Annotated in this window: 18 protein-coding genes; 7 read left to right on the top strand and 11 right to left on the bottom strand. The window is 70.0% G+C overall.

The window, feature by feature from the left end:
- Position 1 precedes the first annotated feature (1 nt).
- A complete protein-coding gene (locus tag ACFYPC_RS30620; RefSeq protein WP_391889196.1) occupies positions 2 to 649 on the bottom strand; it encodes a rhomboid-like protein in 648 nt (215 codons plus the stop codon).
- Between the two features lie 3 nt (positions 650 to 652).
- On the opposite strand from ACFYPC_RS30620, the gene ACFYPC_RS30625 reads away from it, so the two are divergent.
- Complete coding sequence (locus tag ACFYPC_RS30625; RefSeq protein WP_391889198.1) at positions 653 to 1,489, top strand: aminoglycoside phosphotransferase family protein; 837 nt, start codon at positions 653 to 655, stop codon at positions 1,487 to 1,489.
- Positions 1,490 to 1,637: 148 nt separating this feature from the next.
- Here ACFYPC_RS30625 and ACFYPC_RS30630 read toward each other — a convergent pair whose 3' ends face one another.
- Complete coding sequence (locus ACFYPC_RS30630) at positions 1,638 to 2,441, bottom strand: SGNH/GDSL hydrolase family protein (RefSeq protein WP_391889200.1); 804 nt, start codon at positions 2,439 to 2,441, stop codon at positions 1,638 to 1,640.
- 334 nt (positions 2,442 to 2,775) lie between these two features.
- Between ACFYPC_RS30630 and ACFYPC_RS30635 the strand changes: the two genes are divergently transcribed.
- The 4 genes from ACFYPC_RS30635 (at position 2,776) to ACFYPC_RS30650 (ending at position 6,203) form a co-directional block, all read left to right on the top strand.
- On the top strand, positions 2,776 to 3,450 hold the full coding sequence (locus ACFYPC_RS30635; protein WP_391889202.1) for a TetR/AcrR family transcriptional regulator: 675 nt from the start codon (positions 2,776 to 2,778) through the stop codon (positions 3,448 to 3,450).
- A gap of 218 nt (positions 3,451 to 3,668) precedes the next feature.
- Positions 3,669 to 4,760, top strand: coding sequence for a cytochrome P450 (locus tag ACFYPC_RS30640; protein ID WP_391889205.1), 1,092 nt, complete (start codon positions 3,669 to 3,671; stop codon positions 4,758 to 4,760).
- Positions 4,761 to 4,792: 32 nt separating this feature from the next.
- Positions 4,793 to 4,987, top strand: coding sequence for a ferredoxin (locus ACFYPC_RS30645; RefSeq protein ID WP_391889207.1), 195 nt, complete (start codon positions 4,793 to 4,795; stop codon positions 4,985 to 4,987).
- A 1-nt stretch (position 4,988) separates the two neighbouring features.
- A complete protein-coding gene (locus ACFYPC_RS30650) occupies positions 4,989 to 6,203 on the top strand; it encodes an NAD(P)/FAD-dependent oxidoreductase (protein WP_391889209.1) in 1,215 nt (404 codons plus the stop codon).
- Between the two features lie 186 nt (positions 6,204 to 6,389).
- Here the strand turns inward: ACFYPC_RS30650 and ACFYPC_RS30655 are convergent, their stop codons facing one another.
- From ACFYPC_RS30655 to ACFYPC_RS30675, 5 genes are all read right to left on the bottom strand, one after another.
- Positions 6,390 to 6,626 (bottom strand): hypothetical protein, encoded by a 237-nt coding sequence (locus ACFYPC_RS30655; RefSeq protein ID WP_391889211.1) that lies wholly within the window; start codon positions 6,624 to 6,626, stop codon positions 6,390 to 6,392.
- 288 nt (positions 6,627 to 6,914) lie between these two features.
- Positions 6,915 to 8,045 carry an enolase C-terminal domain-like protein gene (locus ACFYPC_RS30660; protein ID WP_391889212.1) on the bottom strand — a complete coding sequence of 377 codons (1,131 nt, stop codon included), beginning with the start codon at positions 8,043 to 8,045 and terminating at the stop codon, positions 6,915 to 6,917.
- Positions 8,045 to 9,856 carry a thiamine pyrophosphate-requiring protein gene (locus tag ACFYPC_RS30665; RefSeq protein WP_391889214.1) on the bottom strand — a complete coding sequence of 604 codons (1,812 nt, stop codon included), beginning with the start codon at positions 9,854 to 9,856 and terminating at the stop codon, positions 8,045 to 8,047. The genes ACFYPC_RS30660 and ACFYPC_RS30665 overlap by 1 nt, the downstream gene beginning before the upstream one ends.
- A gap of 11 nt (positions 9,857 to 9,867) precedes the next feature.
- Complete coding sequence (locus ACFYPC_RS30670; protein WP_391889452.1) at positions 9,868 to 12,936, bottom strand: FAD-binding and (Fe-S)-binding domain-containing protein; 3,069 nt, start codon at positions 12,934 to 12,936, stop codon at positions 9,868 to 9,870.
- Between the two features lie 168 nt (positions 12,937 to 13,104).
- Positions 13,105 to 13,656, bottom strand: coding sequence for a type 1 glutamine amidotransferase domain-containing protein (locus tag ACFYPC_RS30675; protein WP_391889216.1), 552 nt, complete (start codon positions 13,654 to 13,656; stop codon positions 13,105 to 13,107).
- Between the two features lie 408 nt (positions 13,657 to 14,064).
- On the opposite strand from ACFYPC_RS30675, the gene ACFYPC_RS30680 reads away from it, so the two are divergent.
- On the top strand, positions 14,065 to 14,283 hold the full coding sequence (locus ACFYPC_RS30680) for a hypothetical protein (protein ID WP_391889218.1): 219 nt from the start codon (positions 14,065 to 14,067) through the stop codon (positions 14,281 to 14,283).
- A gap of 172 nt (positions 14,284 to 14,455) precedes the next feature.
- Positions 14,456 to 14,965, top strand: a complete 510-nt coding sequence (locus ACFYPC_RS30685) for a flavin reductase family protein (RefSeq protein ID WP_391889220.1) — start codon at positions 14,456 to 14,458, stop codon at positions 14,963 to 14,965.
- A 68-nt stretch (positions 14,966 to 15,033) separates the two neighbouring features.
- Here ACFYPC_RS30685 and ACFYPC_RS30690 read toward each other — a convergent pair whose 3' ends face one another.
- The 4 genes from ACFYPC_RS30690 to ACFYPC_RS30705 all read right to left on the bottom strand — a co-directional run bounded on the left by ACFYPC_RS30690 (position 15,034) and on the right by ACFYPC_RS30705 (position 19,379).
- Positions 15,034 to 16,572, bottom strand: coding sequence for a CHAD domain-containing protein (locus ACFYPC_RS30690; protein WP_391889222.1), 1,539 nt, complete (start codon positions 16,570 to 16,572; stop codon positions 15,034 to 15,036).
- Between the two features lie 145 nt (positions 16,573 to 16,717).
- Positions 16,718 to 17,068, bottom strand: coding sequence for a PRC-barrel domain-containing protein (locus tag ACFYPC_RS30695; RefSeq protein ID WP_391889225.1), 351 nt, complete (start codon positions 17,066 to 17,068; stop codon positions 16,718 to 16,720).
- Between the two features lie 109 nt (positions 17,069 to 17,177).
- Positions 17,178 to 17,714, bottom strand: a complete 537-nt coding sequence (locus ACFYPC_RS30700) for a DUF6328 family protein (protein WP_391889227.1) — start codon at positions 17,712 to 17,714, stop codon at positions 17,178 to 17,180.
- A 132-nt stretch (positions 17,715 to 17,846) separates the two neighbouring features.
- Positions 17,847 to 19,379 carry an FAD-dependent oxidoreductase gene (locus ACFYPC_RS30705; RefSeq protein WP_391889229.1) on the bottom strand — a complete coding sequence of 511 codons (1,533 nt, stop codon included), beginning with the start codon at positions 19,377 to 19,379 and terminating at the stop codon, positions 17,847 to 17,849.
- Positions 19,380 to 19,459: the final 80 nt, after the last annotated feature.

Genomic DNA, 19,459 nt, shown 5'->3' on the forward strand with positions numbered 1-19,459 from the left:
GTTAACGCCTGAGGGCGGCCAGTGTCTCCTTCGGATTCCATGCTTTTCCGCGCCCTCTGACCAGCGGATAGCAGGCCAGCCCGATCAGCACCGAGGTGAAATGCCCGAGATCGGTGAAGGTGCGGCCGGTCGCCAGCGGCACCCCGTACACGAGGAGCACGATCGCCACGTACGGATACCGCCAAGGCGCCGCGATCCGGTACGTCAGCACCGCGATCACTCCTGCCAGCGCGTAACTCACCCCGATGTCCAGGGTGTTGACCGCAGACTGCGGCGCCACTCCGTGCTGGATCGCCAGCAGCAGCGCCCCCTCGCTGATCAGCGTCGCCAGGACGTGCGCGGCCACACAGACGGCAAGCCACCGGGCGGTGCCGAGCCAGTGCTCCGCCTGGGCGTGGAAGACGGTGTACAGAAAGGCGTACGGCAGCCAGTACCCGCCGTCGATCCACATCGCACTGGAGATGAGCACCCGGATCGGGTTGCTCGACAGTTCGTGGATGTTGGTGGACCGCTGCCGCAGGAACTCCTGCTCGAACTGCGGCGACATCTGGTGCACGGCCACGGTCGTGACGAAGAGGATCAGCAGCCAGATGTACGTTCCCGGGGCACGGCTGAGGTACGACCAAACGGCGCGCGGAACTCGACTCATGGGGTGATTGTGGTGGTGTGGGACGCCCGGCTGCTGGAACGGGGGGCGGAGTTTCTGGAGCGGTGGGGGCTGCGGCAGGAGGGGCGGCCGATGGGCGGGCGGGTCGCGGTCGTGCTTCCGGTGGTGTGCGGGGACGGGACACCGGCCGCGCTGAAGGTTCAGGACCTCGACGACGAGACGGCGGGTGAGCCGCTCGCCCTGCGGACCTGGGGCGGCGAGGGTGTCGTACGGCTGCTGGACGACGATCCGGACACCGGCACGATGCTCCTGGAACGGCTCGACGAGGACCGGCCGCTGGCTGCCCTGCCGGACGTGATGCAGGCGACCGCGATCCTCGCGGACCTGCTCGCCCGGCTGACATCGGTGCCGGCGCCGGCGGAGCTGCGACGGCTCGGAGACCTGACGGCGGGCATGTTCGACCGCCTGCCGGCCGCACTGGCGGCGTCGGCCGCCGAGGACGACCGCCGGCTGCTGCGGAACTGCGCCGCCGCGCTGCGCGAGGTCGCCGGCGAACCCGGCGACCGCCTCCTGCACTGGGACCTGCACTTCGAGAACATCCTCGCCGCCGACCGCGAACCCTGGCTGGCCATCGACCCGAAGCCGCTCGCCGGAGACCCCTCCTTCGAACTGCTCCCCGCCCTCTGGAACCGCTTCGAAGACGGGCACCTCCGCCGCCGTTTCGACCTGCTGACGGAAACCCTTGGCGCCGACCGCGAGCGGGCCCGGGCCTGGACGCTGGGCCGGGTCCTGCAGAACTCGCTGTGGCGGCTGGAGGAGGGGGAGGGCCTGGACAGCCGGCAGGTGGCGATCGCGAGGTCGCTGCTGGGGTCGCGGCACTGAACTGGCGGCACTGAACTGGAGGGGCGTCGCGTCGGCCGGACACCCGCAGCGCAGTGAGGGCGTTCCGCCGACTTGGCGGAACGCCCTCACCCGGGTCCTCTATCCGACCGGCTCGGTCATCCGGTCATCCGGTCATCCGGTCATCCGGTCATCCGATCAGGGAGTTCAACGCGGCGAGATAGCCGTCGCGGTGGCCCGCCGCATTCGGGTGGTAGGACTCATTTACTTTGTCCCATTCCAGGCTGGTCAGCCAGACCGAGCCGGTTGAGCAGATGGTGTGCGGGTCGAATACCGGCCGGGCGTCCAGGAATGTGAACCCGGCCTCCGCGGCACGGGCGGACATGACACCTGCCAGAGTGTCGGCCGCCGAGTTCACGGCCGTGCGTTCGGTGTCACTCAGTCCGAGAATGCCGCAGGTCCCGTTGATGGTGTAGAACCGCGGATATCCGACGACAACGACTCGCGCATTGGGCGCCTTGGCCCGCACCGCCGCGTACGTCTGCGCGAGCGAGGCCGACAGCGTGGTCTGGGTGGCCTGCTTCGCCGCCTCGACGCCGTTGACACAGTCCTGGTCGTTGATGGTGAGGACGCAGTTCGCCAGCACATCGACGAAACCGACATCGTTGCCACCGACCTGAAGCGTCACCAGCGTGGTGTCCGCGGTCAGTTGGGGGATCTGCGTGCTGATCACGTCGGCGGTGGTCGCGCCGGAGCACGACGCCTCCACGAAGGCGACCGACGGGTGCTGGGCCGCCCACAGCCGGGAGTAGGCCAGCGGGCCCCGACGGCACAGGTCGTTGACGGCGTCGTCGTACGTCCGGGTCCCGGGGGCGACGGCGTACGAGTCGCCCAGGGCCACGTACTTGCCCTCGGCCGCCTGAGCCGAGCTCGATATCGTGACCGCCCCGACGAATGCCAGCAGGACGGTGAAAAGTACCCTTAATGAACGCACGGAAATACCTCTCCAAAGGAAGGTGAATTTGCCCCTATGAATAGCAGTTCAGGGCGTCCTCGCGCTGCCGCGTCCATGAAGAAGTGATGACGTTTTATGTGGCACGTGAGCACGGTGGCCGCCGGGCCCTGGCGACTGCCCCAACGGCCCGAGAATTCATCGTGACGACGGTTTACGACCACCGGGCCCGTTATCAATGACCTTGCCTGAAAGAGGCCGTTCAAACGGGTTGATACACGTTTCCGCCTCGGAGAAATCAAGTTCCGGCCGCCGATCCTGCCCCAGGTGGAGTCCCCGCGGGTCATGGATGATGTGCGGGTCGGAAGGAGATGTCATGGCGGGGGAGCCGAAGGCCCGTACACCCAATCGCTGGGGCGAGGGGGGCAAGCTGCGGGAGGAGATCCTGCTCGCGGCGGAGCGGCTGCTCGGGGAGACCGGGCGCGAGGAGGCGCTGTCACTGCGGGCCGTGGCCCGGGAGGTCGGGATCGCTCCGCCCAGCATCTATCTGCACTTCAAGGACCGCGCCGAACTGGTCGCGACACTGATGGAGAAGGCGTACGGGGAGTTCATCGCGGAGCTGCGCGCGGTGGGCGAGCGGCATCCGGCGAATGATCCGGAGGGTGCGCTGCGGGCGATGGCCCTGTGGTACGGGCGGTTCGCGCTGGAGAACCCGGCGCGCTACCGCCTGATGTTCGGGGTCGAGCAGGCCGTGCAGTCGCGGGAGCGGTTCGCCGGGCACCCCGTGATGAAGCTGATCGACGTGTGGGCTCGGGCCTTCGCGGCCTGCGGGTACGAGCTGGAGCCCGACCCGTTCGGCGCCCCCGGCACACCCCGCACCAGATCCGCCTGCGTCACCCCCGCCCGGATGTCCGCCGACCGCCGCGGGGCCCTGTTGTGGACCGGGCTGCACGGGATCACCACGCTACGGGTCACCATGCCCGTTCAACAGAGCCCGGATCACCTGCCGACCCTCGCGAACGACCTGGTCAGCGCACTTTTGGCCGGATAGCGTCCTTGCCCTGCCGACACGAGGGAGTACCGTGAAGCCGGTTACCTAACGCCGTTAGGTGACCGGCCCGAGGAACTACACGCTCACCCGAGCCTGGAGGTACTGCCTTGTCCGACACCGATCTCAAACCCCCCACACTGCCCATCGACCGAGGTACGTCCCCCCTTGATCCGCCGGGCGAATACGCGCACTGGCGTACGGAGGGGCCAATCCGTCGGGTGGCCCTTCCCCACGGGCCGGTCCACTGGCTGGTGACCCGCTACGACGACATCAGGTCCGTGCTCGCCCACCCCGCGGTCAGTTCCGACCTCACCCGCGAAGGCTTCCCGAACGCGCGGGCGGGCACGGTGAAGCGGGCTCCCGGCTTCTTCATCAGCGAGGACGACCCCGACCACGGTGTGCTCCGGCGCATGCTGACCCGCACCTTCATGCTCAAGAACATCGAGTCGATGCGACCCCGGCTGAGCCGGCTCACCGGCCGGCTCCTCGACGAGCTGGCCGAGCAGCCCCGGCCCGCCGACCTGATCGAGAACTTCGCGCTGCCCTTCCCCTCACTCGTGATCTGCGAGCTGTTCGGTGTGCCCTACGCCGACCGTGAGGTGTTCCAGCAGAACTCCAAGGTGCTGGTCGACCTCACGGTCACCGCCGAGACGGCCCTCGCGGCCCGCGACGCGATCACCGACTATCTGCTCGGGCTCCTGAAGGAGAAGGACCGCAATCCGGGCGACGACCTGTTCAGCGAACTCGCCGTGCGGCGGGTCCGGACCGGCGAACTCACCCCCGAACAGGCCGCGGGCATGGGCAGCCTGCTGCTGATCGCCGGGCACGAGACCACGGCCAACATGATCGGCCTGTCCACTGTCGCCCTGCTGCGCCACCCCGATCAGCTGCAACGCCTGCTCGCCGAGCCCGAGTCGGTGCCGACCGCGGTGGACGAGCTGCTGCGCTACCTGACGATCGTGCACAACGGCCTGCGCAGGATCGCCCTTGAGGACTTCGAGATCGGCGGTGTCACCGTCAAGGCCGGCGACGGTCTGGTGATCCCGCTCCAGTCGGCCAACCGCGACCCCGCCGTCTTCGACCTGCCCGACGAGCTCAACCTCAGCCGCGCCGCCCGCAACCACCTCGCCTTCGGCTACGGCGTCCACCAGTGCCTCGGCCAGCCCCTCGCCCGCGCCGAACTGCAGATCGCACTCCCCGCGATCTTCCAGCGCTTCCCCGGCCTGAAGGTCGCAGTCCCGTACGAGGAGATCGCCTTCCGCCGGCAGACGGTGGTCTACGGCATCTCGGAACTGCCCGTCACCTGGTGACGAACCCCACCGCGAAAGGACCAACCCCCCACATGAAGATCGAGATCGACCAGGACAAGTGCGTGGCCGCCGGGCAGTGCGTGCTCGCGGCCCCCGACGTCTTCGACCAGCGGGACGAGGACGGAATCGTCGTACTCCTCGGAACACCGTCCGAGGACCGGTACGAGGCCGTACGGGAAGCGGCGCAGCTGTGCCCCGCGCTGGCCATCACCCTGAGCGAGGAATGAGATGACCACCTCTGGACGGGTGGTCGTCGTAGGGGCCTCGGCCGCCGGGCTGACGACCGCCCAGACCGCCCGCTCCCAGGGCCATACCGGCGAGATCGTGCTCGTCGGGGAGGAACCCGAGGAGCCGTACGACCGGCCGCCGCTGTCCAAGCAACTGCTCAGCGGGGACTGGGAGCCCGACAGGCTGACCCTGCGGCCCCGCGCCGAGCTCGACAAACTCGCCCTCGACCTGCGGCTCGGCGTGCGGGCGAGCGCCGTGGACACCGCGGCAAGGACGGTGGCCCTGGCCGACGGCTCCTCCCTCCCCTACGACGCCCTGGTCATCGCCACCGGAGTGACCCCCGCACGGCTGCCCTTCGGGCACGGCCTGGACGGCGTGCACGTCCTGCGCGGCCTCCGTGACGCACTGCGGCTGCGCACGGAACTGCGCACCGCACGCCGACTCGTCGTCATCGGCGCCGGCTTCCTCGGCGCCGAGGTCGCCGCCGTCGCCCGCGGCCTCGGCGTCGCCGTCACCCTCGCCGACCCGCAGCCGCTGCCGCTGCTCCGGGCGCTGGGCAGCGAGGTCGGCGGCATGCTGGCCGACGTACACCGCGACAATGGCGTCGACCTGCGCTGCGGTACGGGGGTACGGGCGCTGCACGGGCGGGCGGGACGGGTCCGCGAGGTCGAACTCGACGACGGGACCACTGTGCCCGCCGACGCCGTCCTCGTCGCTATCGGCTCGAAGCCCGAGGTCGGCTGGCTGGCCGGCTCCGGCGTCCCGCTCGGCAACGGCGTGCTGTGCGACGAACAGGGCCAGGCCCTGCCCGGAGTGTTCGCCGTCGGCGACGTGGCCGCCTGGCGCGACCCCCGCACGGGCGGACACCACCGGGTCGAGCACCGGATGACGGCCACGGACCACGGCCGGATCGTGGGCCGGGCACTCGCCGGCGCCGCTCCCCCCGACTCCCCGCTGATCCCGTACTTCTGGTCCGACCAGTACGACCTCAAACTCCAGTCGTACGGCGTCCCGAGCGCGGACCGCGAGTTCACCGTCGTCGAGGGCTCCCTCGCGGAACGCCGCTTCGTGGCCGTCTACGGCGGCACCGAGGGTGCGGACAGCGTCATCCGCGCGGTGGTGGGCAGCGGTATGCCACGCCAACTCCGCGGCTGGCGGCAGGCGGTGGCGGAAGCGGCGCCCTGGCCTCAGCCGGCGAGCGTGGGCCCACGCTGACCAGGGCGTGCGACGCCGCGCACGTCTTCCTGGCCCGCTGCAGTCGGGCGCAGGGAATACCACCCCGCTTCAGCCGGGCGGAAGGAACACCGCCCCGCTTCAACCGGGCGGAAGCAACACCGCGAGTACCGCGTCCGGCACAGCCTCACGCCGGACGCGGTACTCACCAGAGGGCAGGGTCAGTGCTCAGCCGCCGTCCAGGCGCGAACGCAGAAGCCGCTTGCCGACTTCGGCACCCTTGCGGCTGTCGGCCTGGGCCTTGCGGAACAGGTCCAGGACTTCGGCGTCCTTCTCGCGCTCCGCATCCGCGATGTACGTCTCCAGGCGCAGCGCGTTGTTCAAGCACGCTTCCACGTACCAGATCAGGTTGTAGTCCTTGTCCGGCGTGCCCGTGACACCGCCGGTCTCCGTGCTGCTGGTCATACGGGCCTCCTTCGGGTTCCGGGGTCTTTGCTCTTCCGGTCCGGCTCGGGTACCCACCTCGCCCTGGCACACACTCCGGGGGCTGCGCCCCCACCTCGATCCACGCTCGTTGTTTGCGGCGGGCCCAGCCCGGTAGTCAGAAGAAGGCGGCCGACTGTCCAACCGCTCCCGGGAGGGTTCGGCAGTGAGCCCGCCACCGGCCGCCCGGGGAAGAATCCCGCAGGGCGGCCGGGTTCACGATCCGCCCCGGGAAGAGTCCCGCAGGGCGGCCGGGTCCACGACCCCTGCCTATCCGGTCCGGTACTTCTCCGCCCGCTCGGCGCGGAGAGTCAGACCGTGGCCGGGTGCGCCGTCGGCACCCGGGCGGATGCTGCCGCCCCGGGGGTCGAGGGCGCCGTCGAAGAAGAGGTCCTCGATGCGCACGTGATCGTGGAACCACTCCAGATGGCGCAGGTTGGGGATGGCGGCAGCCGCGTGCGCGTGGACGTGCGGGGCGCAGTGGCCGGAGAGTTCCAGTCCGGCGGCTTCCGCGAGCGCTGCCGCGCGCAGCCAGACGGTGATGCCGCCACACCGGGTGGCATCGGCCTGCAGGCAGTCCACCGCCCCGGAGCCGAGCAAGTGCCCGAAGTAGGCGAGGGTGTAGCCGTACTCCCCGGCGGTCACCTCCGGGGCGACGGCTGCCCGGATCTGTGCCAGCCCGGCCAGGTCGTCGGAGGAGACCGGCTCCTCGAACCACGTCACGCCGTGCTCGTCGAGGTGGCGGGCGATCCGGACCGCCTGTTTGCGGGTGTAGGCGCCGTTGGCGTCGACGTAGAACTCCGCCGCGTCGCCGATGCTCCGGCGGGCCTGTGTGATCCGCTCGCGGTCGCGCCCCTCGGCCCGTCCCCAGGACTCGCCGATCTTGATCTTCACCCGGGGAATGTCCTGTTCCTCGGTCCAGCGGCGCAGTTGACGATCCAGCTGATGCCGGTCGTACGTGGTGAAGCCGCCGCTGCCGTACACGGGGACGTCGGTGCGGCTCGCGCCGAGCAGCCGTACCAGAGGCAGTTCGAGGAGGCGGGCCTTCAGGTCCCACAGGGCGATGTCGACGGCCGAGACGGCGCCGGCGATCAGACCGGGGCGGCCGGCGTTGCGGACCGCCCTGTTCATCGCCTCGTTGGCGCCGGGTACGTCCCAGGCGCACCGGCCGCCCGTCACGACGTCGGCGAGTTGCTCCTCGACGACCTGGGCGGTCGCGGCGCCGCCGTAGGTGTACCCGAGTCCCGTGACGGCGCCGCTGTGCACCTGGACCACGATCATGGTGGTCGAGTCCCAGGCCAGTGTGCCGTCGCCCTCGGGAGCGTCGGTGGGGACGGTGTACACCGCGGTCTCGACCCGGTCCACGAGCGGTTCGCCGGTGCCGGCGGTGTGCGGGGGCATCACTCGTCCGGCTTGTCCTGGCGCTGTTTGCCGCCGGGGAGCATCTCCTGCACCTTCGCCTTCAGCCCCTGCCGGATCATGCCGCTGCGGTCACTGTCGCCCTTGATGACGGCGGAGGCCGCGGCCTCGATCTGGTCGAGGTCGGCGTGCGGCGGGATCGGCGGTACGGCCGGGTCGGTCAGGAAGTCGATGACGAACGGCCGGTCGGCGCCGAGCGCCCGCTGCCAGGCGTCCTCCACCTCCCCGGGCTTCTCCACCCGTACCCCGCCGAGGCCGATCGAGCGGGCGAAGTCGGCGTACGGCACGTCCGGGATCGCCTGCGAGGGCAGGAACTGCGGGGCGCCGGACATGGCGCGCATCTCCCACGTCACCTGGTTCAGGTCCTGGTTGTTGAGGACGGCGACGATCAGCCGCGGGTCCTCCCACTCGGGCCAGTACTTGGCGGCGGTGATGAGTTCCGCCATGCCGTTCATCTGCATGGCTCCGTCGCCGACGATGGCCAGCGCCGGACGGCCGGGGTGGGCGAACTTGGCGCCGATGACGTACGGCACCCCCGGCCCCATCGTGGCCAGCGTGCCGGAGAGCGAGCCGCGCATCGTGCCGCGCATCCGCAGGTGCCGTGCGTACCAGTTGGCGGCGGAGCCGGAGTCGGCGGCCAGGATCACGTCGTCCGGCAGCAGGGCGTCCAAGGCGTGCACGACGTACTCGGGGTTGATCGGATCCGCGTTCACGGCCGCGCGCCGTTCCATGACCTCCCACCAGCGGGCCGTGTCCTTCTCGATCTTCTTGCGCCACTTGCCGTGCTGCTTCCGCTTCAGCTGCGGCAGCAGGGCCCTGAGCGTCTGCTTCGCGTCGCCGACGAGGTTGACCTCGAACGGGTAGCGCAGCCCGATCATGAACGGGTCGATGTCGATCTGCACGGCGCGGGCCTGGCCGAACTCGGGCAGGAACTGCGTGTACGGGAAACTGGAACCGATGACGAGCAGGGTGTCGCAGTCCTGCATCAGCTCGTAGGAGGGGCGGGTGCCGAGCAGCCCGATCGATCCGGTCACGTACGGCAGATCGTCCGGCAGCGCGTCCTTGCCCAGCAGCGCCTTGGCCACTCCGGCGCCGAGCACATCGGCGATCTCCTCCACCTCGGTCCGGGCGCCGCGCGCACCCTGCCCGATCAGGATCGCGACCTTCTCACCCGCGTCCAGCACCTCGACGGCGCGCGCGAGGTCCGATGCCGCCGGTACCGGCGTGGAGTGCGTCACGCCGAGGCTGGACGGCACCATCTTGAAGGCGTGGGCCGGCGCCGAGTAGTCGAGTTCCTGTACGTCGGCGGGGATGATGACCGCGGTCACCGTGCGCTTGGCGTACGCCGTGCGCATGGCCCGGTCGATGACGTTGGGCAGTTGTTCGGGGACGGTCACCATCTCGCAGTACTCGGAGGCGACGTCCTTGTAGAGGCTCAGCAGGTCGACCTCCTGCTGATAACTGCCGCCCATGGCACTGCGGTTGGTCTGCCCGACGATCGCGACGACCGGAACGTGGTCGAGCTTCGCGTCGTAGAGGCCGTTGAGGAGATGGATCGCGCCGGGGCCCGAAGTCGCGGCGCAGACGCCGACCTTGCCGGAGAACTTCGCATATCCGACGGCCTCGAACGCGGACATCTCCTCGTGCCGCGACTGGACGAACACCGGCTTGTTTTCGGAGCGGCCCCAGGCCGCGAGAAGGCCGTTGATGCCGTCGCCCGCGTAGGCGAAGACATGGTCGACATCCCATTCGCGGAGCCGCTGGAGAACGTAGTCGGACACCTTGATGGACACAGGAGTTCCTCTCATCGCGCTGATTGCCGGTTGCGAATCCAGTAGGTCCCCGCGGTCGCCGCTGCCCCGAGCACAGCGGCGACCGCGCCCGCGGCCAGCAGGCGCCCGTCACGGGCGGATCCCTCGGGCCGGTCGGCGAGCTTCTCGGGGTGGTCGGCGGGCAGGTGGGGTTCGTCCATGGCGAGTGCCAGGGCTTCGGCCAGGTGCAGGGCGCGCCGGCCGGTGCCGCCCTGTTCGATCTGGGTACGGCAGCTGAAGCCGTCCGCAAGGACCAGGGAACCGGGGGCGGTCGCCCGTACGGCGGGCAGCACTCCTTGCTCCGCCACGGCCATGGACAGGTCGTAATGGTCTTGTTCGAAGCCGAAGTTGCCGGCGAGTCCGCAGCAACCGGCGTCCAGGACACCGGCGTCGATCCCGGCGCGCTTCATCAGTTCGCGGTCGGCGTCGTCCTTCGTGACCGCGTGCTGATGGCAGTGCGTCTGTACGGTCGCCGACCTGGTGAGCCGCGGCGGCTGCCAGCCTTCCGGTGCGTGGTTGAGGAGTTGCTCGGCGAACGTCCGGAACTGCCCGGCCAGGCGTTGCACGTCCTGGTCGTCCGGCAGCAACTCGGGGGCGTCGGCGCGGAAGACAGCCGTACAGGACGGCTCAAGGCCCACCACGGGTGTGCCGGCCTCCAGCCAGGGCCGCAGCACGTCGAGCGTGCGGCGCAACACCCTTTCGGCGGTGGCGAGTTGGCCGGTGGAGATCCAGGTGAGGCCGCAGCACACGGCCCGGGTGGGGACGGCGACGTCGAATCCGGCGTCCTCCAGGACCCGGACCGCGGACTTCGCGACGTTCGGGTGGAAGTAGGTGCTGAACGTGTCCGGCCACAGCAGGACCGTGCGCGGGTCCGCCGGATCGGGCTCCGCGCTCCCCCGCGCCTGCCACCACTGGACGAAGGACTCCTCGGCGAAGAGCGGCGCGTCGCGCTCCGCGGCGACTCCGGCGAGGCGTTTGCCGAGATCCGCGATGCCGGGCGCCCCGAGCGCGGCGTTGACCAGCCGGGGTGCCATCCGTGACAGCCGCGCCCACACCGGCAACCAGCCCATGGAGTAGTGCGCCGCCGGCCGCAGCCGTCCCTCGTAGTGGTGGGAGAGGAATTCGGCCTTGTAGGTCGCCATGTCGACCCCGACCGGGCAGTCGGACTTGCAGCCCTTGCAGGCCAGACACAGGTCCAGCGCGTCACGGACCTCGGTGGAGCGCCAGCCGTCGGTGACGGCGGAGTCGGCGTGCCCGTCGAGCATCTCGAACAGCAGCCGGGCCCGCCCGCGGGTGGAGTGCTCTTCCTCGCCGGTCGCCCGGTAGGAGGGGCACATCACACCGCCTTCGTGGGTACGGCAGTTGCCGATGCCGACGCAGCGCAGCACCGCCCGGTCGAAGGAGTGGTCGTCGTCCGGGTAGCTGAAGTGCGTGTCATGGCTGTGCGGGCGCCACAGCGGTCCCAGGCGCAGGTTCTCGTCCACGCGGTACGGGTCGACGACCTTGCCGGGGTTCATCCGGTTGTCCGGGTCGAACAGGGCCTTCACCTGCCCGAAGGCGGCCACCACCTCATTCCCGAACATGCGCGGCAGCAGTTCACCGCGCGCCTGCCCGTCGCCGTGCTCACCGGAGAGCGAACCTCCGTAGGAGGCCACCAGATTCGCGGCCCGCAAGAGGAACTCCCGGAAGTTCGTGACGCCTTCGGCGGTGGTGAGTTCGAAGGGGATCCGGGTGTGCACGCAGCCCTGGCCGAAGTGCCCGTACAGGGAGGGATGGTCGTAGCCGAAGTCGGCGAAGAGCTTCTTCAGGTCGCGCAGGTAGTCGCCGAGCACCTCGGGCGCCACGGCCGAGTCCTCCCAGCCCTCCCAGGTCTCCCGGCCGTCCGGCGGCCGTGCGGTGACCCCGAGACCGGCCTCGCGCGCCTTGAGCATCTTGCGTTCGCGCGCCGGGTCCTCGGAGAGCGCCACCGTCGGATCGTCCTCGCCGCGTCCGAGCGTCCGGATCAACTCGCGGGCCTGCTTGTCGACTTCGTCCTGGCTCTCCCCCGTGAACTGGACCAGGAGCCAGCTCTCACCCTCCGGAAGCTCCCGCAAGGAGTCGAGGTAGGCGCCCTCCTCGCGCATCAACTGGGCCATCCGCCCGTCGAGAGCCTCCAGTTGGGTCGGACTGCTGTGCTCCAGCAGCCGGGGCACGTCGTCGGCCGCCGTGCAGATGTCGTCGTAGCCGAGGACGACGAGGGCTTCGTACGGCGGGAGCGGCACCAGGTCGAGTTCGGCGCGCAGGACGGTGACGAGGGTGCCCTCGCTGCCGACGAGCGCCCGGGCCACGTCGAAGCCGTTCTCGGGCAGCAGCGAGTCCAGGTTGTATCCGGAGACGCGGCGCGGGATACGGGGGAACCCGCGCCGTACGTCCGCCATGGTGCGGTCGATGATCTGCCGGAGCCCCTGATGGATCTCGGCGCGCCGGCCGCCGGCGGCGACGATCTCGGCGTACTCCTCGTCGGAGGTGGGACCGACCCAGCAGCGGGTGCCGTCGTAGGTCAGGATCTCCAGGCGCCGGACGTTGTCCACGGTCTTGCCGTAGGCCTGGGCGGATCCGCCGCACGAGTTGTTGCCGATCATGCCGCCGAGCGAGCAGTGGCTGTGGGTGGACGGCTTGGGCCCGAACTGGAGTTGGTGATCGGCGAGTTGGCGGTTGAGTTCGTCCAGCACGATGCCCGGCTCCACCACGCATGTGCGCCGGCCGGCGTCGATCGACAGCACCTTGTCGCAGTACTTCGTCCAGTCGATGACCACGGCGGTGTTGGTGCACTGGCCGCCCAGGCTCGTCCCACCGCCTCGGGAGAGCACCGGGGCTCCGAATTCGGCGCACACCGCGACCGCGTCGGCGCCGGCCTCGATCGTGCGCGGTACGACGACCCCGATGGGGACCTGCCGGTAGTTCGAGCCGTCCGTCGCGTAGGCGCCCCGGCTGCCCGCGTCGAACCGCACCTCGCCGTCGACCCGCTCGCGGAGCGCCTTTTCCAGGGCACGCGTGTCCAGCCCGGTCTGCGCCTTTTCCAGGGCACGCGTGTCCGGCCCTGTCTTCGGTCCGCGTGCCTCGACCACCCTCGGCTCCCTTCTGCGAGCGCCCCGACGCGGTGTGCCGCTCGGATGCTTTTGGACGGGTTCCCGGTGATCGAGGGGGCTAACGTGCGGTCGGGCCGGATCGGATCGGCTTCACGATGTCGGTCATCGGGCGGTCTTCCTGGCCTTGGCGAACTCGGTGAGGAAGGCTTCGCAGAACGCCTTCAGGTCGTCGGGCCGGCGGCTGGTGACCAGCGTGTTGGGGCCGTGATCGCAGACCCTTACCTGTTCGTCGACCCAGGTCCCGCCCGCGTTGCGGATGTCCGTGCGCAGACTCGGCCACGAAGTCAGCGTGCGGCCCGACACCACGTCCGCCTCGACCAGCGTCCACGGGGCGTGACAGATCGCGGCGACGGGTCGGCCCAGGTCGAAGAAGTTCCGTACGAACGACACCGCGTCCTCGTCGGTGCGCAGCAGGTCGGGGTTGGCGACCCCGCCCGGGAGGACGAGACCGTCGAACGTCTCGGCCTGAGCCTCGCGCACCTCCAGCTGCACCGGAAACACGTCCGCCTTGTCCAGGTGGTTGAACGCCTGGATCTGTCCCGGTTGCGTCGACACGAGGACGGCTTCGTGGCCCTGGTCCGTGACCGCCTGCCACGGCTCGGTCAGCTCGATCTGCTCGACGCCTTCGGGCGCCATCAGGAATGCGATACGCATGGTCATCGGTCTCCTTGAAGGCTTGCGATGTGGTGTCGTCCTCGGCGCCTTGTCCGCGCTTCCTCGTCTCCGGGCCACCCGGCGGCAGCGCAACAGTTCCTCTGCGTACGGCAGCAGCACGCGCGTCCCGGTCCCGGCGATGCCGGCGAGATATCCGCGCGACAGTGGTCGTCGGCGCGGCCCGAGCCGCCAGGCGCTCGGGGCCGAACGGCCGCCGTTCCTGCGACACTGCGACACTCATGGTCACAGGCCGTAACCGTCAGCAACCGCGCCCACAGCCCGCGACGGGGTGCCCCGATCTTCAGGCCGTCGAGTACCCGGAGACAGGACACCCACACGGAGGTTTGTCCCATCGTTCCGCGGACACCCGCATTTCGCCCAGCGCACCTTTCCGGAGAAAGGGATGCCATGGCAATGCTCGCGGTGCTCATCCCGCCCCTGATGCTCGGCTTGGTGCTCGCACTGGGCAGATACGAGGAACTCCTGCTCGCGGAGCAGGACACCGACCTCCCCGCACCGATCGAGCCCGCCCCTGCCCGGAGCCCCGCCTCCGCGCCGGGAATCCCCGTTCCGTCGATCGCGCACCACTCTCGAGAGCTCCTCGACACCGGCCTGCCGCGGGTCTGACCGGTTTCCGTTCGTGCCCGTCACCGCGTCGAGGAACCGAAGGCTGAGCCGGCGCACGGTCGAGCTTGGCCGTTCACCCGGCAGTACGAGGCACCGGGCGCCGTGGAGCGGGATCGCGGAGACTGTTGGACGTTTCCGCAGCATCCGCCGCCTGAGCCGGGAGCCACTTACCGTGACCGATCTCGATCCGTTCACCGACTTGCTCGACTTTCCGATGTACGTCGTCACCGCGGAAGCTGGCGGTGAGCGGTCCGGCTGTCTGGTCGGATTCGGTTCGCAGTGCTCGATTCGGCCCGCCCGGTTCGTGGTCTGGCTCTCCAGGGTCAACCACACCTACCGGGTGGCCGAGCATGCCGAGCGGCTCACGGTCCATCTGCTCCGCCGCGACCAGGACCGGCTGGCCCGGCTCTTCGGCGGCGAGACCGGTGACCGGACCGACAAGTTCGCCGATATCCCGTGGCATCGGGGTCCGGGCGGGTCCGTGATCCTCGACGAGGCGCCCGCCTGGTTCGTCGGTCGCGTGGAGAGCCGGATCGACGGCGGCGACCACGTCGGTTTCCTCCTCGCTCCGGAGGCGGCGGAGAACCTCGAAGAGGCGGCGGGGAACCTCGAAGGCGAACCGCCCCCTCTGCTGTCACTGAACGACGCACTCGGCATCACCCCGGGCCACCCGGTGAACTGACCGTCAGGGACGCGCGACTCGCGCCGCAAGCCTGCGCCGCCCCTCCCCCCTCCCCCCCTCGCCGCTCCTCAACCGTTGAGAGCCTTGCGCAGCTTGCGCCGCGACGCCTTGGCCCACACCGTCGGCAGTTCCCGTTCGCCCCGGTCGGCCGCGGCCTGCTCCTGTCCGTACAACAGACCCCAGGTGAAACCGGGTTCACCGGCCGCGTGTGCCGCCACGGCCACTTTCCGCAGCGCGTCGCGGGCCACGACGCTGTCCTGGTGGTCGCCGAGCACCTGCTGGACGGCCTTGACGCGCTTGCCCAGACGCCTCACGGGTTTGCCCAGTGAGTCACGTGCCGGCTCCGTGGCGTACCGCGTCTTCTTGGCCGCCTTGCGGGCCTCGTGGAGTGCCTTGTCGCGTTCCGTTCCCGGCGGGAGTTCCAGCGCGTGCGCCATGCGGTCGGCCAGCTGGCCGTACTCCTTGAGGACGGCTTTGCCCATGACCTTCCCCGGCTTCCGAGCGGCCTTGCGGCGCAGCGGCGGCTGCTCCGTCAGCGTTGCCAGCCGGTTCAGAAGAGCCAGGTACCGGGGCGAGTCCAGGGCCTCCAGCGTGCGCATGCGGGCTTCGGAGGTGTTGCCGGCGTCCCACACCTGCAGGCGTGCGGAGACGGGCCCCAGGAGGAGTTCGCCGGGCAGCGCCTGGATCCTCGCGCGCAGTCGTTCCCGAAGGACCTCCTGGTCGCGTTCCGCGCCGAGTTCGTTGCCCAGCCACTTGAGTTCCTCGCGGACAGGGTCGGTGGCCTCGCGGTCCAGGACCGACCGGTAGGACCGCAGGACACTGCGCAGCCGACGGCAGTTGGTGCGTATCTGGTGCACGGCGTCGGGCAGGTCACGGCGGACCGCGGGATCCAGGTTCACCAGGGCCTGAATCCGCTCCTTCACATAGCGCAGGACCTCCTCGCCCGCGGATCCGGGCGCTACGGCGTCGGCGCGTGCGGCCGGCACACGGGACACTCCGACGTCCGTCTCCTCCAGCGCGTGGGCCAGCTTGGAGGGGCTGTGCGCGGGAGCGACGCCGTGCTCGCCCAGTGCCTTGTCCACGGCGTCCAGGAGTGCGAGGTCGGTGTCCGGCGCGAGTTCGACCTCCATCTCGGTCCATGCGGCCCGCCTGCCCGTGGCGAGCAGGGATTCGGCCTGGACCGCGTCGATGCTCAGTTCGGCGAGAGCTGTGCCGTCGGAGCCGACGAGCTCCCGTACACCGCGGGTGGAACGGATCCGGACGACCGGCCGCAGATCGGCGCCGCGGGTACGGGAGAGAGCCAGCTCCCGCAAGGTGTCCGGAACGGCTTCGGACAGCGGGGCCTGTACCTCTTCCCGGCTGTCCTTCGACAGCGGCAGCTTGAGGTGCCAGCCCTCGTCGGTCCCGCCCGTCCTTCGCCGGAGCGTGGCCGATGTGCCGGCCAGCCGCAGGTCGTCGGTGTCGTAGTACACGGCGTCCAGATCGGCGGTACCCCGGTCCACGACGGACTCGATTCCGTCCACGCCGGTGAGGTCGGGCAGCCATGCGGTGTCATCGGCCGACGGGGCTTCGTACTTTCGCTCTGTCTCTCGTTTCGACTCGGTCATGGTTTACGCGTACACGTCTGAGCCCCGAATAAACACCGACGGTCCGTGCTCGCGCCACGCAGGGTGCCCGGAGGGTGTGCGCAGGAGAGGGGGTGGGCCGGAACGGTCGCTCCGGCCCACCCGTACACACAGCCCGGCTCAGGTCTCACGCACGGTGGCTCTGGTAGTAGCCGCCGAGCTGCTCGTGGTAGCCCACGTCACCGGCGTGCTTGTCCTTGTCGAACTCGGGAGCGTTCTTGATCTCCTCCTTCGTCCGGCCGACGTAGATCCTCTCCCCCGCCGTGTCGATGCCGACGACGAGGCCGGCGGGGATCAGGACGTGCTTGCCGAAGATCCACACTCCCGTGTCGACCACGAGATGAGAGGCTCCGACATCGTCGGAGTGCTTGTCGACCTTCCCGATCGTGCCGTCGGTCGCCTCGACCTTGTAGCCGATCAGACTGCTGCCAGCGGTGTAATCGACCGCCGGCTGATAGCCCCACAGGTCCGCACTCATGAACACACCTCCGTGATCAAGGAATTCATGGCAGACAGAAAACCTCACGCCCCGGTCTCCTGCAGTGCTCGCTCGCACTTCGCGTGCGAATACCCCGACCCCCGCCCCGTCACCCCCGGCCGGAGTCCCCCGACCCCGACCGCGACCGCTCTCCGTTCCGGGCGACGCGCCGGCCTACGGCCAGGGGGAGCAGCCCCCACAGCCCGGCGCAGACGAGCAGGGTGGCAGCCGCGGCGACGATCCCCTCAGGCGTGCCGTGGACGACGTCGACCACCAGGAGGACGGCGGAGGTGAGAGCCAGGGCGAGCGTCACCAGCCCGATACCGGCGAGGCGGGAGGAGACGGAAACGATCTCCTTCTTGGCACCCCTGCGGAACAGGGCGCGGTGTACCGCCGCCGGCGCGGTGAAGAACGCCGCGGCGACCACGGCAAGCATCAGCGTCGTCACGTACGTGCCGCGCTGGAACGAGTCGAGCGTCGGGAAGCGGGCCTGGAAGGCGAGAGTCAGCAGAAACGCGAAAAGGATCTGTACGCCGGTCTGGATGACTCGCAGTTCCTGGAGCAGCTCGGCGAAATTACGATCCGCCCGCTCCAGCTCGGTCTCGTCCCGCGAGGAGTGACCATGGCCATCGTCGTCGTCAGACATAGGTGACGATTAACCCGCAAAAAGTGGGGCAAACATGTCGGCTCCGCCGTGGTCTGCCGTCTCGCCGGGTCCCATGAGTTCTGCCGTGCTCGGGTGAATTCTGCCGTGCTTCCGGGACGCCGCTGGTGATCTTCAGGTGTCCAGGGAGCGCTTTTCGAGGGGCCGGGTCGCGGGGCCCTGGACGATCTCCCCGGCGGGGTCGAAGCGGGAGCCGTGGCAGGGGCACTCCCAGGCGCGTTCCGCCCGGTTGAAGGCGACCAGGCACCCCAGATGCGTACAGCGTGCGTCGACGGCGTGCAGTTGGCCGTCCGTGTCGCGGTGAACCGCGCAGTGGCGGCCTCCGAGCCGGACGACCGCGCCGTCTCCGGGGGCGATGCTGTCCACGGAGCCACCCGCCACCGAAGGCAGCCGGTCACCGACGAAGTGGCGGGCGACCTGAGCCTGGTGCTTGAGGAAGGCCGACGCTTCACGTACTGCGGAACGCACCCGTCGGGGGTCGTACAGGTCGCTCCACGGGGGCCGCCGACCGGCGATCAGGTCCGCGAGGAGGCGGCCTGCCATGATGCCGCCGCTCATTCCCCAGCCGCCGAACCCGGTCGCCACGTACGTGTGACGGCTCCCGAGGTGCAGCGGTCCGACGAGCGGGACGGAGTCGGTCGGATCGTTGTCCTGAGTGGCCCAGCGGTTCGTGAAGGCCAGCTCGCCGAAGTGCCGGGTGGCCCAGTCGGCGAGACGTCCGAACCGCTCCTCCACGTCGCTGGTGCCCGGGGTGAAGTGCTCTCCCGTGACAATCAGCAACCGCTGTCCGTCCCGGTACGGAGCGGTACGCACGGAGCGGGTGCCCTGCTCGGGCGTGATGAACATGCCGTGCGGATCGAGTGCGGCCGGGATGGGCGCCGCCAGGACGAGCTCGCGACGCGGCGAGAGCCGGGTGAAGAGCAGCGCACGGTCGAAGACCGGGTAGTGCGTGGCGACCACGACGTCGGTCGCGGTGACGGTGGTTCCCGCCTCGGTCGTCAGCCGGCAGGGCTCGCCCTCCTTGAGGCCGACCACCCTGGTGTGCTCGTAGAGCGTCGCGCCCTGGCGGATCAGGTCGTCGGCCAGCGCCAGCAAGTACTTCCGCGGATGGAACTGGGCCTGCTCCGTCACACGGACCGCGCCCGCGACGGGGAACGGCAGGCCCGCCTCGGTCACGAACTCGGCGGGCAGTCCGGCCGCCCGCGCGGCCTCCGCCTCGGCTTTCAGCTCCCCGACACCCTTGGTGTCCTGGGCATAGGTGAAGGCCGCCGTGTCCTCCCAGTCGCAGTCGATGCCCAGTTCCTCGACGATCTCGGCGGCATGCCGGACGGCTTCCGTCTGGGAGCGCCCGTACAGCTTGGCCGCCTCGATATCCCGGGTCCGCCGGAGCCTGTCGTAGATGAGGGTGTGCAGAGCGGTCAGTTTGGCGGTGGTGTGGCCGGTGACTCCGGCGGCGATCCGACCGGCTTCCAGTACCGCCACGCTACGGCCGCTCCGGGCCACCTCCCAGGCGGTGCTGAGCCCCGCGATCCCCGCGCCGACCACGGCCACATCGACCGTGACGTCGGCGGTCGGAGGCGGGTGGGGGATCCCGGGGGGCGCCGTCTCGATCCAGTACGACCTCTGCTCGCCCGTCTGCTCGTTCATGCGCCCCGAGTTCCCGCGACGTGCCGACTGAAGCATGCCGCGGACCTCATGGCGTCACTCGCTGTGACCCGCCTCCGACC

Origin of the sequence: Streptomyces sp. NPDC005808 (genome assembly GCF_042871385.1) — a bacterium.
Taxonomy (GTDB): Bacteria; Actinomycetota; Actinomycetes; order Streptomycetales; family Streptomycetaceae; genus Streptomyces.